Source organism: Agrobacterium sp. SUL3 (assembly GCF_001263295.1).
GTDB classification, from domain to species: Bacteria; Pseudomonadota; Alphaproteobacteria; order Rhizobiales; family Rhizobiaceae; genus Agrobacterium; species Agrobacterium tomkonis.
Window position 1 is genome coordinate 16,077 of sequence record NZ_KQ414516.1, and the last position, 12,668, is coordinate 28,744.

The window sequence follows — 12,668 nt, forward strand, 5'->3', positions numbered from 1 at the left end:
CCACGGAGGCCGTGCGAGGATCGAAACATGTCACTGGAAGAATGTTTCTCGGGCAGAGACGCCCCCCGTTTTCTGCAACTGCTGTCGGACTGCTTGCAATCGCTGGGTACCGAGGAGTTCAATGCGGGTTTTCTTGACCTGATCGAGAGTGTCGTCAAGGCAGACCAGTGCATGATATTTTCATACCGGGGAGACAGACCTGAATGCTACCTGTCGTTCAACCGCCGCCAGAGCGATACAGCGGCCAATCTCGCGCAAAAATATCTACGATCGTCCTATCGGGAAGATCCGGTCATAAAATATCTGGGCAGACTACAACCGCGCGAAATGCTGCTTCTTAGCCTCTCTGACCTGCGGGCGGAGATGCCAGAGGAATACTTTCATAGCTTTTTTGCAACGAGCCAAATCGTAGACAAAATTGTTGTTATCGTGAGAACTGAACAGGAATCCCTGGCGCTCAACTTCTATCGATTTAAGGAGAGCGGCCCGTTCAACCGAAGCGAGGACACACTCCGAATACCCTTCTGGCGCGTCATCTCCCAGCTTGCGCTGATGCACTATACTGGCGGAAATGCTGCCCGGCTCCGCAGTCCTCTGAATTCGCTATCCAAGCGTGAGAAGGACATTTGCGAGGCGATGCTTATGGGACTGGCGTCGGATGCAATTGCCTGGAAGCTCAATATTTCCGTCAATTCAGTAAAGACCTATCGGCAACGCGCTTACGAAAAATTGGGGATCAATTCGAAAGCTGCACTCTTCTCCCTCTGCAACCAGCAGAGCGCCTATAGCGACTGAAGCCGTCGTTTTCGCTTCATTCCCCAGACGTACCAGTCTTGGGCCTTGGGTTCGCTCAAGACATCGGGAGCGCTGAAAGGGGAACCTCCACGGGTTTCGTCACCTACTCCAGGGGACAGACCTGGCGCGCATCATCAGCCTATCATCTGATAATTCGAGCGGCGCCAAGGAGGAGGTAATTGTGAGACCCGCAGGACGCAGCGAGACCGAGTCTCTCTATTTTCACTATCCATATTTCGATGCACCGGGGAAAGAAGCCCGTGACGCAAAGCGTGTTATCAAAGTGGCGATCGTCGGCGCCGGACCGGTTGGTATGACCGCTGCGCTCACCTTGGCAAGCCAGGGCGTCTCCTCTGTCGTCTTCGACAACAAATCCACGTTCAATGACGGCAGCCGTGCGATTTGCGTTGCCCGCCCGAGCTATTACATTCTCGGCAGGCTCGGTATCGCCGCACCGTTCGTCGAAAAGGCACTCCCCTGGACGACTGGGCGATCATTCTATCGAGGAACACAAATCCTCGAATTCAAGATGCCGGACAGCGAAAATGAAAAGTTCCGGCCGATGTACAATATCCAGCAACAGTATATCGAACAATTCCTATGGGAGGCTATCAAGGCTAACCCACTGATCGAAACCCGCTGGCAAAGTTCTGTGGATGAGATCGAGAATGCCGAGGATGGCCTTCGTCTCACGATCAAGGATCCAGATGGCATATATTCAGTCGATGCGGAATGGGTGCTTGCTTGCGACGGGGCGCGAAGTAGTATCCGCGCAAAGCGAGGGCTCCGGCTCCGAGGCCAGAACTTTGAGGGACGCTATGTCATCGCCGATGTTCAGATGGACCACGACTTTCCCACAATAAGAAGAGCGCTTTTCGATCCACGCTGCCGACCCGGGGGAACGGTGCTTATCCACCGGCAACCAGAGAATATCTGGCGGATTGACTATCAGCTTGAGGGACATGAGGAGACAGAAGAGGCGATCAAAGAAGAAGCCATCCGGGCAGGCGTTCAGGCCGTCCTTGATGAAATCGGCCATTCCGGACCATGGGAGCTCGAGTGGTGGAGCATCTATTCGGCCAACACGCTTGCGCTCGATGACTACCGCGACGGACGGGTATTTTTTGTCGGCGACAGCGCTCACATTGTGCCGATTTTTGGCGTTCGCGGCCTGAACAACGGCCTTGCAGACGCTGCCAATATTGGCTGGAAACTCGGCTGGGTTATCAATCAAAAAGCCGGCGCAGCACTGCTTGACACCTACTCGCCAGAACGCCGTGGCGCGACGCTTGACGTCTTTGCCAACGCTTCCAAGACCGCTCGATTCATGACTCCCGGCACCTATGGTTGGCGCCTCATGCGTGATGCCGCGCTTTCACTCGCTCTCACCCATTCGTTTGCGGGCGCCTTGGCCAATCCCCGCCAGATGACTGCCTACACCTACAATGGAAGCAAGGTAATCATCTCAGATGACGGGGACTTCACTGCGGGACCGGTGGCCGGATCCGCGTTCCAGGACGTCCGTCTCGATGACGGATATCTGTCCGAAAGACTGGGGAACGGTTTCACCGTGCTATGTTTTGACGAGAAGCTTGCTGCGCAGCTCGATGCCGCAATCGCTCCTGATGCAGACATCACAATCCTTTCGTTCTCCTGCTGCTCTCCGGTCGCAGAGGCCTACGGCGCGGTCAACGGAACCGTCTATCTCATACGGCCGGACACACATATCACCGGCCGGTGGCGTGAACCCAAATTGGCCACGGTTTTGGGCGCCTATTGCGTTGCAACCTGCCAGCAGGGGGCTCTCTGATGGGCAACGACGGAATTGAAGCCATCTATGAAGCAATCGCTACAAAGATAGATGAGGTCGGCAAGGAACAGGTCGAGCTCTACTTGGCTAAACTGGCGCTTCTGCTTGCTGAGGCCGTGGGAAACCAACAGACTGCAATGCGATGTGTCTCGGACGCAGCTGCTTCCCTAATACCGGCAGCAGAAAGCTGGTAGGAAAGATAGGAGCCCGACGTAGTGTTCGCGACGACGCCGTTCGTTGCTCCCGCTCTCGACCGCTTTCCTGCCGGTCGGCTTGGCGGTTCACCGGGAACTTGCCGTTGGTTTAACTCACAGGGGCGGCAGGTCTGGAGGCCGACTTGGCCCGTTGGTTTTCGCCATTTCACACACGGTGTCCGACATTGCTGCCAGCGGTATCGACTGCCGGAAAGCCACCATTATTGGATGCTCCACTTTGGTTGGAAAGGGAGACGCTATGTCCATCCGACGGTTCGCACTCTTGCTTGTCCTTGGTATTCTCGTTGCAGGCACGGTCCACGCCCAGACGTGGCAGGACATCGATCCGATTTCCGCCGGTTGGTCGGCGGAGCGGCTCGAGGCAGCCCGGCTGCACTCGAAAGCACTCGGACCTACCGCGCTGATGATCGTCCAGGACGGACGGGTGGTCGCGCGGTGGGGCGACACCTCCAGGAAAGTGAATATGGCATCCGTTCGCAAAAGCCTGCTCAGCGCTCTTTACGGCAGTGCGGTTGCCGAGGGTCGGGTCAATCTTTCGGCCCGCCTTTCCGAACTTGGTATTGACGACAATACTCCCAGCCTTACGGCCGAGGAGAAAACCGCGACAATTCGTGATCTGCTGATGTCGCGGTCGGGTATCTATCATCCTGCTGCCCACGAGACTGCTGATATCAAGCGCAAGCGTCCCATACGCGGAAGTCACTCACCCGGGACGTTTTGGTTCTATAACAACTGGGACTTTAACGTTCTGGGGACGATTTACCGACAACAGACCGGCGAGGACATCTTTATGAGCTTCGCGAACCGGATCGCTGGACCGATTGGTATGGAGGATTTCTCAGTCAAGGACGGCCGATACGATCTCGAAAAGCTGTCCGAACATCCCGCCTATCCTATCCGGCTAAGCGCCCGCGATGCCGCGCGTTTTGGCCAGCTTTTCCTGAATGATGGGAGGTGGGGCGCAAAACAGATCATCCCGGCGTCTTGGGTCAGGGAATCGACGACTGCCTATTCGTGGGCAAAGCGGATACGGCAGGGCTATGGCTACATGTGGTGGACACTTCCGGAGGATACTTGGGGTCCGAATGCATTCTACGCTTCCGGCTACGGTGGACAGATTATCGCCGTCGTGCCGTCAAAACGGCTGGTGGCCGTGCAAACCGTAGATCTAAACCAGAACCCGAAGGGGGTTCGCACGAGCGCATTCGTCGACCTGCTAAAAGAGATCGCTGTCGCTTCCCCGTGAAGATGTGGTGACGCACATCTTATACAAGCGTCGCTCATGTTTTCAGCGTCCTGCGCACCTCCACTACCGCGGTCTCACCCCGTTGAGTGAAAAATTTCCTCTCTATTCTGGGCTTGCTTGGGCTATCGGAACGTGACCTAAGACGGCATCGAGTGATAGCTTCGGGAAACCAACAGATATTCCGGCTTGAACCTGGCCGGTCGACGCTACCGCCATGCCAAGCCGGGCGCGACGCGGCGTAGCATCGCGCAGGCGCTGTAAATAACTTGGGGCACCCCATTAATTCAATCTTGAGGCATGCCCCCAATTTAGGGACTTTGTCCGGTGCATCGCCACGCGGAGCAACTTTGACATCTTCTGTTCCTCTTTCGGATTTCTATAAAATTACAAAAATTGCATAAACGCTCGATCAAGTCCGGCCTCGCGGTCAAGGCTCTATATTTAATCCTCCTGAAACGCTTGCTTGCGTCCTTTGCGCACTGACGGCAGCAGTACGGCGGCAAGCAGCACGAACGCAACGATCAGCAGCCCCGCGCTGACAGGACGGGTGATGAGCACGCTCGGATCGCCTTTCGAGAACAGCAAGGCGCGGCGGAGGAATTCCTCCATCATCGGGCCGAGGATGAACGCGAGCAGCATCGGTGCGGGTTCGGCATCAAATTTGCGAAAGACGTAGCCGACGACGCCGAACAGCGCCATCGCATAGACATCAAACGTGTTGTTGTTGACGCTGAAGACCCCGATCGCGCAGAACACGATGATGATCGGAAAGAGCAGGTGGTAGGGAATGGCGATCATCCTCACCCAGAGCCCAATCAATGGCAGGTTAAGGACGAGCAGCATCAGGTTCCCGATCCACATGGAGACGATCAGGCCCCAAAACAGCGTCGGTTGTTCGGTCATGACCGACGGACCCGGCTGAACTCCCTGGATGATCATCGCGCCGATCATCAGCGCCATGACCGAGTTGGACGGCAGGCCCAGCGTCAGCATCGGGATGAAGGATGTCTGGGCGCCGGCATTGTTGGCCGCTTCCGGACCGGCGACACCCTCGATGGCGCCTTTGCCAAACTCTTCGGGACGCTTTGACAGCTTCTTTTCCAGTGAATAAGAACCGAAGGAAGCAAGCGCGGCACCACCGCCTGGCAGGATGCCAAGCAGAGAGCCAAGTGCCGTGCCGCGCAGGATTGGTGCAGTGATGCGCTTCCAGTCTTCCTTCGTCGGCATCAGCCCAGTCACGCGCTTTGTCATCACCGAGCGGTCGGCCTCATTTTCCAGATTGGCGATGATCTCACCCAGCCCGAAGACGCCCATGGCGATGACCACGAAATTCAGACCGTCCGAGAGAAGCGGCATATCAAACGTGTACCGCGGCACAGCGGAGTTGACGTCGGTTCCAACCATGCCCAGCAGGAGCCCCACAAGGATCATGCCGAGCGCATGCAGCAGCGGCCCGGATGCCATGACGATCGAGGCGATCAGGCCGAGAGCCATTAGCGAAAAATATTCTGCCGGGCCGAACTGCAACGCGACCGCTGCAAGAGCCGGCGCGAACACCGCGATAAGGATCGTCGAGATCGTTCCCGCAATGAAGGAGCCGATTGCCGCTGTCGACAGGGCGCGACCGGCATGGCCCTGACGAGCCATCTGGTAGCCATCGAGCGCTGTGACGACGGAGGATGGCTCACCTGGCAGGTTGACCAGAATAGCGGTCGTCGAACCACCATATTGTGCACCGTAGTAGATGCCGGCAAGCATGATCAGCGCCGCTTCCGGTGGAAGGCCGAAGGTGATCGGCAGCAGCATGGCGATGGTGGCAACCGGACCGAGGCCCGGAAGGACGCCGATCGCGGTACCCAGGAAAACGCCAACCAGGCAATAAAAAAGGTTGTACATCGTGCCGGCGACGGTCAGGCCGAGCCAGAGGTTTGCAAAGATATCCATCAGGCCAGCCTCAGTTTCTAAACCATTCACCAAAAATCGGCATGGGAAGGCCAAGACCCTCAACAAAAACGACAACACAAAAGACGACGAGTGCCAGAAGCCCAAGTATCGCGCGGCCCTCCAGGCGAAAGCGTTCACTCGCGGCTGCGGAAATCAGGACCAGCAATGAGAGTGCTATCGCAAGGCCGGCGCGCTCAAGCAGAAAGCCAAAAGCGCAAACCGACAGGGTGACGAGGCCCAGCCCCTTCCAGTTGATGTCGCCGACCTGCGCCCCATCACGCAATATGCCGCGGCCGAGGGTGACTAGACCGAAAACGATCAGCAGGGAGGAGATGATTGTCGGAAAATAGCCGGGGCCCATACGGCCAGCGGAGCCGAAACTGTAATCTCGGGCGATGATGAACCCGGCGAGCCCGAGCGCCAAATAAATCGCTCCTATCCCAAAGTCCCGTTGGCCGCGTATCCGCATCATTTGTCTTCCTCCCTGATATAAAGATCATTGTGGCGCGCGCTGGCCGCCAAGCGATGGACCAGGACGTTCCGTCATGGGCAGGAGCCGAAGACCGAAGGGCTCGTTCGGCTTCTGCCAGCGTTCGATAAGTCGGTCATAGACGCCATTGGCCTGGTCGGCGGCGCTGTATCCGATCACGTGAAAAAAGCCGCCGGCTTCCGGATCAAGGTCGGTGCGACCCAGCAGAATAACCGAGAGGTCGACAGGAATGGCCAGGGATTCCGCGCGCAGCAGCTCGTGGAACTTGGCGCCATCTTCAATTCCCCAAATGACCAAGGCCCGACGCTTGGCTGGAGTGGCGACAGCCAGCGCCTCGCGAAGCGCAAGGATGGCTGTTTCCTCGTAGTCTTTGGGCGGCAGCTTCGCGATGCGGATCTCCGTTTGCAAGATCGACCGCAGGTCAGCGCGATCCTTCAGGATGCGCCAGCGATGAAGTCCCATTTCATTGGCAAGGAAGAAGCTGGACGTCGTCATGAGATGGATGCAGTCATGGCCGCTGACGAGCAGCCGGTCGATGGCAGCCTCGACAGACTGACCCCATTCGAAACCAACAGCATCAATATCGGTGCCCACCAACCAGGCGCCATCTACGATGATCGTATCGGTCTTTCGTCTGATCGCGGCAATCATGTCGATCGGCATCGTATCGAACGAGTTCTGTACAACGCAGGCATCGAAGCGCGGCAGTGTCTGCAGGATCTGCTTGGCGTGTTCGGGGTCGGAGTAGCCGACTTCAAGCGTTATGTGTCCGGCGTCATTCAGGCGCCGCTGCAATTCTTCCAGCACGACGCGCCCACGCAGATTGTTCGACGAGCGCCTCAGCAGGATGACACTGCGCTGGGTGCGGCTGCTGCCGTCCGGGCGGCTTTCCTTCACTGGAGCAGCCTGACCGCCGGTGAAGAATGTCCCACGACCGACATGCGCCGCGATGAGACCCTCTTCTTTCAACACCTTGAGGGCACGCTCGACATTCTGTTGGCTCAGCGAAAAGTCCTGCATTAGCCGCCGGACAGTGGGCACCCGCTCTCCCGGCGCTGCCGTCATGGCCACCGAACGAAGATAGGATTGTAGGCGGGTAGTATCACTCATGACGGTTTCCTTTAGTACAATACAATACATATCGGCAAGAGAAAATCGCCGCACACCGCATTTACGCTTGAAAGTTGGGCGACAAAGGCCTACCAAGGCTTATCATAGCAAGCAGGCAAATACAATATATATTGTACTGAGGAGGAGAAAATGATGCTCAGAAGGAACTTTGTGCGTGCAGCGATTGCTGCCGCGGCTCTCGCAATCGCGCCAATCCCGGGGAGCGCGCAGGATTCCGGGCCAATCACGTTGCTCGTGGGCTATTCCGCCGGCGGCAGCGCCGACTATGCGGCGCGCGTCATGGCGCCGGAGCTGAGTAAGCGTCTCGGCCGCTCGGTCGTCGTCGAAAATGCGACAGGTGGCAGCGGCATGATCGCCCTGCAGAAACTTGTCAACGGCAAGGTCGACGGCTCAACGCTCTATTACGGCGGGTTCGATACGGTGGCCGTGCCGATGCTCAACAAGTCGGTCAAGATCGACTGGAAGGAAGCAACGCTGCCGGTCGGCCGCACTGCGATCACGTCGATGGCGATCGTCGTACCGCAGGCATCGCCCTACAAGACGCTCGCGGACCTCGTCGCCGCAGCAAAGGAAAACCCGGAAACCATCACCTACGGTTCGCCCGGCATCGGATCGGCCCAGCACTTCGTTGGCGAGATGGTCGGGCACCGCGCCGGCGTCAAGCTCGTGCATGCGCCTTATCGCGGCGGCACACAGGTTTCCAACGACCTGCTCGCAGGCGTCCTGGACTCCGCCATCCTGACGACCTCGACCGCTCTAACCTTCGCAAAAGACGGGAAGATCCGCGTGCTGGCCGTCACCAGCGCAGAGCGTGCTGAGGCTCTGCCGGATGTTCCGGCCCTCACGGAAATCGAGGGTTTCAGGGGCCTGGCGCTGCCGCTATGGCAGGGGTTGTTCGTCAAGGCGGGAACCGATGAGGCCAGCGCCAAGAAAATCAGCGATGCGATTACAGCGTCGCTGGAGATGGATGAGGTGAAGAAGCGCCTGGCCGATGCGGGGTTTGCCGCGGCGCCAATGTCAATGGGTGAATTCAACGGCTTCATCCAGACCCAGGCCGATACCTATCGGCAGATCATCACAGAGTCGGCCATTACTATCGAATAATGCGCGCCTGGCGCTTCGGGTTCGTCCGGAGCGCATTTCTTCATCCATACGAAATCTGGATTTGTCATGACTGCAGGAATGTTCGACTCGTTTATCACCCGCCACTGGTTCAGCGCAGAGGCGAAGGAAATCTGGAGCGACCTTCAAACCCTGCAGGCTTGGCTCGATGTCGAGGCGGCGCTTGCGCAGGCGCAGGGCCATCTCGGCGTCATTCCGGCGGACATGGTTCCGGTCATCGCCGAAGCTTGCCGGCATGAGCACTTCGACACCGAACGACTGAGCCGGGACATCGCGCACGCCCAGCATCCCTTCGTACCCGTTCTGCGTCAGCTGGAAGAATTCGCGGGCGAACCAGCGGCCGGGTTCATTCACTGGGGTGCCACTACCCAGAACATCTTCGACACCAGCATGGCTTTGCAGATGCGCCGCACGCAGGCGCTGATCGACACTACGCTTTCTGCGGCCGAAACCTCACTCAGTGAACTCGCCCTTGCGCATCGCGATACGCTGCAGGCGGGCCGCACGCATGGTCAGCATGCCCTGCCGATGACCTTTGGCTTCAAGCTAACCGGCTGGTTGGAGGAGATCCGTCGTGACCGGCAGCGCCTGCGTGACCGCATCCGGCCTTCCTTCGTCGCCTGCCTTGGCGGCGCGATAGGCACCTTTGCTGCGATGGGTGACAAAGGCCCGGCGGTCGAAGCGGAGATGGCGACGATTCTCGATCTCGAGCCTGCTGTGTTGCCGATGCGCTCCTCCTTCGACCGCGCCAGCGATTATTTTTGCGCAATGGCACTGCTCGCGAAAACCGCAGAGAAGATAGCCCAGGACGTGGTTTTCATGCAGCGCACCGAGATCGGCGAGGTTGAGGAAGCCTTCCACATGGGGAAGGTGGGCAGTTCCACTATGGCTCAGAAGCGCAACCCGTCCACCGCGCTGCTGCTGATCAGCCTCTGCGGCCTGCTCTCGGCCCGTCTGCCCCTGATCCTGGGTTCGATGGTCAGGATGGACGAGGGGGATTCCTCCGCCACCAATGTCGCAGATGTTGCGGTCCCGGAAATCGCCATTCTGGGCGCCTCGGTTGCCGAAACCCTGGCGCGTCTCGTCGCTGGACTCGTCGTTCATGTTGACGCCATGAAACGGAACGTGGAGATCACCAACGGATTGATCGTGTCTGAGGCGGCGATGATGCAGCTATCCGATCGTCTCGGCCGCCACAAGGCTCATCACATGCTCTATGAGGCGGCGCAGCGTTCGGTCATGACGGGCACGCCCTTTACGCAGGCCATCGCCGAACATCCGGAAATGGCAGGCCATGACATGGTGACCCTCGATATCGCAGACTATACGGGTCAATCCGCTGCTCTCACCGTGCGATTGAATGGAGCGCGCTAAGTGACGCGACATGGTCGCCGTTCGATGGAAGTCAAGTACGGCTGTTTCGGCGCCCAGTACAAGTACAAGCGAACATTCTGCCTGAGGCCACGCAAGCCTCTGAAGAAGAGGCCGATTTCAGGCTGGTGCCGCTACACCAGTTACGGCAGTTCTGCACACATCAGGCGCTGGTTTTGATCTAGTGGTAAATCCTTCAACGGTGTTCGCGCGGCAATCTCTGCAATTCATGAATCGACTTATACCCCTTTAGGCGTGCAGGCGCGAAGTGAGCTAATTTGGTATCCTCGGGCCGATTGCCTATCATGATCTCGGTAACTTCCTCGGCCAAGGCGGGAGCGAGCCCAAAGCCATGGCCACTAAGACCAGCGACAAAAAGCAAGCCTTCGACACCTGCCGTTCCCACCGCAGGCAAAAAGTCTTGCGTCGTATCAATCAGCCCCGTCCACACGGCATCTAGTTCAAGCTCCGATGCAAGGGATGGAATCATATGAGCCAGGCGCGCAAGGCCGGCTTTCACAAAGCCGTCATTGGGAAGAAATTCAGCCCACTTGAATGGGCGAAGATCACGCCCGCGCCATACATCAGTCAAGTCTTCCAAGAGCGGTCGACCAATTTTTATGTTCATGGCACGACGATTGCTCCAAAAAGTAGGCAGAGTTGATATTGCTCCCCGCACATCTTCCCACCGAACGTGGACGTCAACATATCCACCCAGGCCGAATACGATGCGACCGCCGGCGTCCTGTCGAAAGCCTAGCTGGCCTACTTCCCACATTGTGCTTTCTGACAGTGGGGCGACTGGACGTGTCGCTGCCATTGTGGCAACCCCGGCGTGCGTGGGCAGAGCGATACCGGCCTTGGCGAGCAAGCGGCTAGTCCAGGCGCCTGTGGCGAGCAGCACCGCATTCGATTTGACATAACCTCGTTTGGTCTGCACACCTTTGACAGATTTATCGTTAATTGCGATTGAGGTGACGGGCGTTTGCTGGAAAAGCGCTATGCCGAGCTGATCGACGTGATCGAGGAGACTTCGCATCACCGCTTGGGGATCGGCTTGTCCGTCCCGTGGTGTAAATCCTCCGAACACGTAGCTCTTGGAAAGATGCGGACATAGTTTGTAAAGCTCTTCACCTCTGAGCTGGTGAAAATCGACATCAAATCGCTCACCAACCCGGGCCCATTCAGTGACACGGTCAACATCACGCGCATTGGATGCCAGAGACACGTGACCGCTTCTTCGAAACGAAAGCTGCGGGCCTATTTTTTGAGAAAGTTCACCCCATAGCTCACTGGATCGGGCCATGAGAGCAACCTCCGCCTCATCGCGACCTTGGACCCGTATGAACCCGAGGTTGCGACCTGATTGACCTGAGCCGGCATTGGCTGCTTCAATGATGATCGGATGCAGTCCAGCCTGCTTCAAGCCGATTGCAGTCAGCAGGCCGATTATACCCGCGCCAACAACGATCACGTCTGCCGAGTTCGGCAGCGGATCAGAAGCTTCCGCTTGCTCGACAAGTATCGGAAGTCCTCTTCCATCGACACGTAACCCACGATGTGGTGTCATATAAATCCAACCCCGCATTCGGCAATTGATCAGGCCATGTCATTGTTTACTGTGATGTTCGGGCACCTCCAATAACCATAAATTGGGACAACTCCTCATTCGCCAGTCGACCCAAAGGTACGCCGCGCGAAAGGTAGGCCGTTTGAAAGAAGGCAAGGTGAGCGAATTGAGATCCTGGGCATTTTACACTGAACCCGAAAAATTGAAGGTTGCCGGCGTCGACGTTGCCTACCGGCGTAAGGGAAGCGGCGCGCCAGTTGTTTATTTCCACGGCGCGGGCCTAACGCGGCGGTGGCTGCCCTTTTATGATGCAATGGCCGCTCACGCCGATGTCATTGTTCCCGAGCATCCCGGATTCGGTGACACTCCGATGCCTGATTGGCTTGAGGATTTTGATGACATCAACCTGCACTACGAGCAGTTTTTCGATGAACTGGGCCTCGACCGCTTCCACTTGGTCGGACATTCGTTGGGCGGCTGGATGGCTGCCCATTACGCGGTCTTCTTTTCACGTCGGTTATCGAGCTTACAATTGATAACCCCGGCGGGACTTCGCGGGAGCTTGCTGAACGATCCTTTCAGGCAGACTGGCGAAGAAGCCCTGGAGCGGGTGTTCAACGGGGAGGCTCACGCATATCCGGAATATCTCGAGGGCGACGAACGCGTTGAGCAACTGGTGCAGGACTATGCTGAACTCACCGCCCAGGCTCGGCTGATGTGGAACCCTCGCTACGATCCTCGCCTTGAGCGTCGGTTGGCACGGGTAAGAACACCAACCCGCGTGATAACCGTTGATGAAGACCGGATCATGAGCGCCGATGTCGCGTTGCAGTACGCCAGTCTTATTCCGGGGGCTGAAACCGCCAAGATACATGGCTCGACCCGCGCAACATCCCACGTTCCCTATGTGCAAGAGCCAGAGGCACTAGCGAGCCTGGTTCTTGAATTCGTCAATCGACACTCCGAGGCGTGAC

General features: G+C 57.6%; 11 protein-coding genes. 7 read left to right on the forward strand and 4 right to left on the reverse strand.

Going from position 1 to position 12,668, the window contains the following annotated elements:
• Positions 1 to 27: 27 nt before the first annotated feature.
• From AKG12_RS23950 to AKG12_RS23965, 4 genes are all read left to right on the forward strand, one after another.
• Complete coding sequence (locus tag AKG12_RS23950) at positions 28 to 795, forward strand: helix-turn-helix transcriptional regulator (RefSeq protein ID WP_052820712.1); 768 nt, start codon at positions 28 to 30, stop codon at positions 793 to 795.
• 181 nt (positions 796 to 976) lie between these two features.
• On the forward strand, positions 977 to 2,605 hold the full coding sequence (locus tag AKG12_RS23955) for an FAD-dependent monooxygenase (RefSeq protein WP_052820713.1): 1,629 nt from the start codon (positions 977 to 979) through the stop codon (positions 2,603 to 2,605).
• On the forward strand, positions 2,605 to 2,799 hold the full coding sequence (locus tag AKG12_RS23960; RefSeq protein WP_052820714.1) for a hypothetical protein: 195 nt from the start codon (positions 2,605 to 2,607) through the stop codon (positions 2,797 to 2,799). Before AKG12_RS23955 ends, AKG12_RS23960 begins: the two co-directional genes overlap by 1 nt.
• 151 nt (positions 2,800 to 2,950) lie before the next feature.
• The gene (locus tag AKG12_RS23965) at positions 2,951 to 4,066 is read left to right on the forward strand and encodes a serine hydrolase domain-containing protein (protein WP_234899597.1); all 1,116 of its coding nucleotides are present in this window, start codon (positions 2,951 to 2,953) and stop codon (positions 4,064 to 4,066) included.
• Positions 4,067 to 4,507: 441 nt separating this feature from the next.
• Here the strand turns inward: AKG12_RS23965 and AKG12_RS23970 are convergent, their stop codons facing one another.
• Genes AKG12_RS23970 through AKG12_RS23980 form a run of 3 tightly spaced genes read right to left on the reverse strand, consistent with a single transcriptional unit; the run spans position 4,508 to position 7,610 of the window.
• Positions 4,508 to 6,010, reverse strand: coding sequence for a tripartite tricarboxylate transporter permease (locus AKG12_RS23970; RefSeq protein WP_052820716.1), 1,503 nt, complete (start codon positions 6,008 to 6,010; stop codon positions 4,508 to 4,510).
• A 10-nt stretch (positions 6,011 to 6,020) separates the two neighbouring features.
• Positions 6,021 to 6,482, reverse strand: a complete 462-nt coding sequence (locus AKG12_RS23975; RefSeq protein WP_052820717.1) for a tripartite tricarboxylate transporter TctB family protein — start codon at positions 6,480 to 6,482, stop codon at positions 6,021 to 6,023.
• 24 nt (positions 6,483 to 6,506) lie between these two features.
• On the reverse strand, positions 6,507 to 7,610 hold the full coding sequence (locus AKG12_RS23980; RefSeq protein ID WP_092938427.1) for a GntR family transcriptional regulator: 1,104 nt from the start codon (positions 7,608 to 7,610) through the stop codon (positions 6,507 to 6,509).
• Between the two features lie 150 nt (positions 7,611 to 7,760).
• Between AKG12_RS23980 and AKG12_RS23985 the strand changes: the two genes are divergently transcribed.
• Both AKG12_RS23985 and AKG12_RS23990 read left to right on the forward strand, forming a co-directional pair.
• Entirely contained in the window at positions 7,761 to 8,735 is a 975-nt protein-coding gene (locus tag AKG12_RS23985) for a Bug family tripartite tricarboxylate transporter substrate binding protein (RefSeq protein ID WP_092938429.1), read from the forward strand.
• A gap of 66 nt (positions 8,736 to 8,801) precedes the next feature.
• On the forward strand, positions 8,802 to 10,127 hold the full coding sequence (locus AKG12_RS23990) for a class-II fumarase/aspartase family protein (protein WP_052820719.1): 1,326 nt from the start codon (positions 8,802 to 8,804) through the stop codon (positions 10,125 to 10,127).
• Positions 10,128 to 10,320: 193 nt separating this feature from the next.
• On the opposite strand, the gene AKG12_RS23995 is transcribed toward AKG12_RS23990, so the two are convergent.
• Entirely contained in the window at positions 10,321 to 11,694 is a 1,374-nt protein-coding gene (locus AKG12_RS23995) for an NAD(P)/FAD-dependent oxidoreductase (RefSeq protein WP_167378266.1), read from the reverse strand.
• A 142-nt stretch (positions 11,695 to 11,836) separates the two neighbouring features.
• Between AKG12_RS23995 and AKG12_RS24000 the strand changes: the two genes are divergently transcribed.
• A complete protein-coding gene (locus AKG12_RS24000) occupies positions 11,837 to 12,667 on the forward strand; it encodes an alpha/beta fold hydrolase (protein ID WP_052820721.1) in 831 nt (276 codons plus the stop codon).
• Position 12,668 lies beyond the last annotated feature (1 nt).

Excerpts from the sequence above, each read along its gene's own strand:
- AKG12_RS23950 (WP_052820712.1), top strand. The coding sequence starts at position 28 with ATGTCACTGGAAGAATGTTTCTCGGGCAGAGACGCCCCCCGTTTTCTG.
- AKG12_RS23960 (WP_052820714.1), top strand. The coding sequence starts at position 2,605 with ATGGGCAACGACGGAATTGAAGCCATCTATGAAGCAATCGCTACAAAG.
- AKG12_RS23970 (WP_052820716.1), bottom strand. The coding sequence starts at position 6,010 with ATGGATATCTTTGCAAACCTCTGGCTCGGCCTGACCGTCGCCGGCACG.
- AKG12_RS23975 (WP_052820717.1), bottom strand. The coding sequence starts at position 6,482 with ATGATGCGGATACGCGGCCAACGGGACTTTGGGATAGGAGCGATTTAT.
- AKG12_RS23980 (WP_092938427.1), bottom strand. The coding sequence starts at position 7,610 with ATGAGTGATACTACCCGCCTACAATCCTATCTTCGTTCGGTGGCCATG.
- AKG12_RS23985 (WP_092938429.1), top strand. The coding sequence starts at position 7,761 with ATGATGCTCAGAAGGAACTTTGTGCGTGCAGCGATTGCTGCCGCGGCT.
- AKG12_RS23990 (WP_052820719.1), top strand. The coding sequence starts at position 8,802 with ATGACTGCAGGAATGTTCGACTCGTTTATCACCCGCCACTGGTTCAGC.
- AKG12_RS23995 (WP_167378266.1), bottom strand. The coding sequence starts at position 11,694 with ATGACACCACATCGTGGGTTACGTGTCGATGGAAGAGGACTTCCGATA.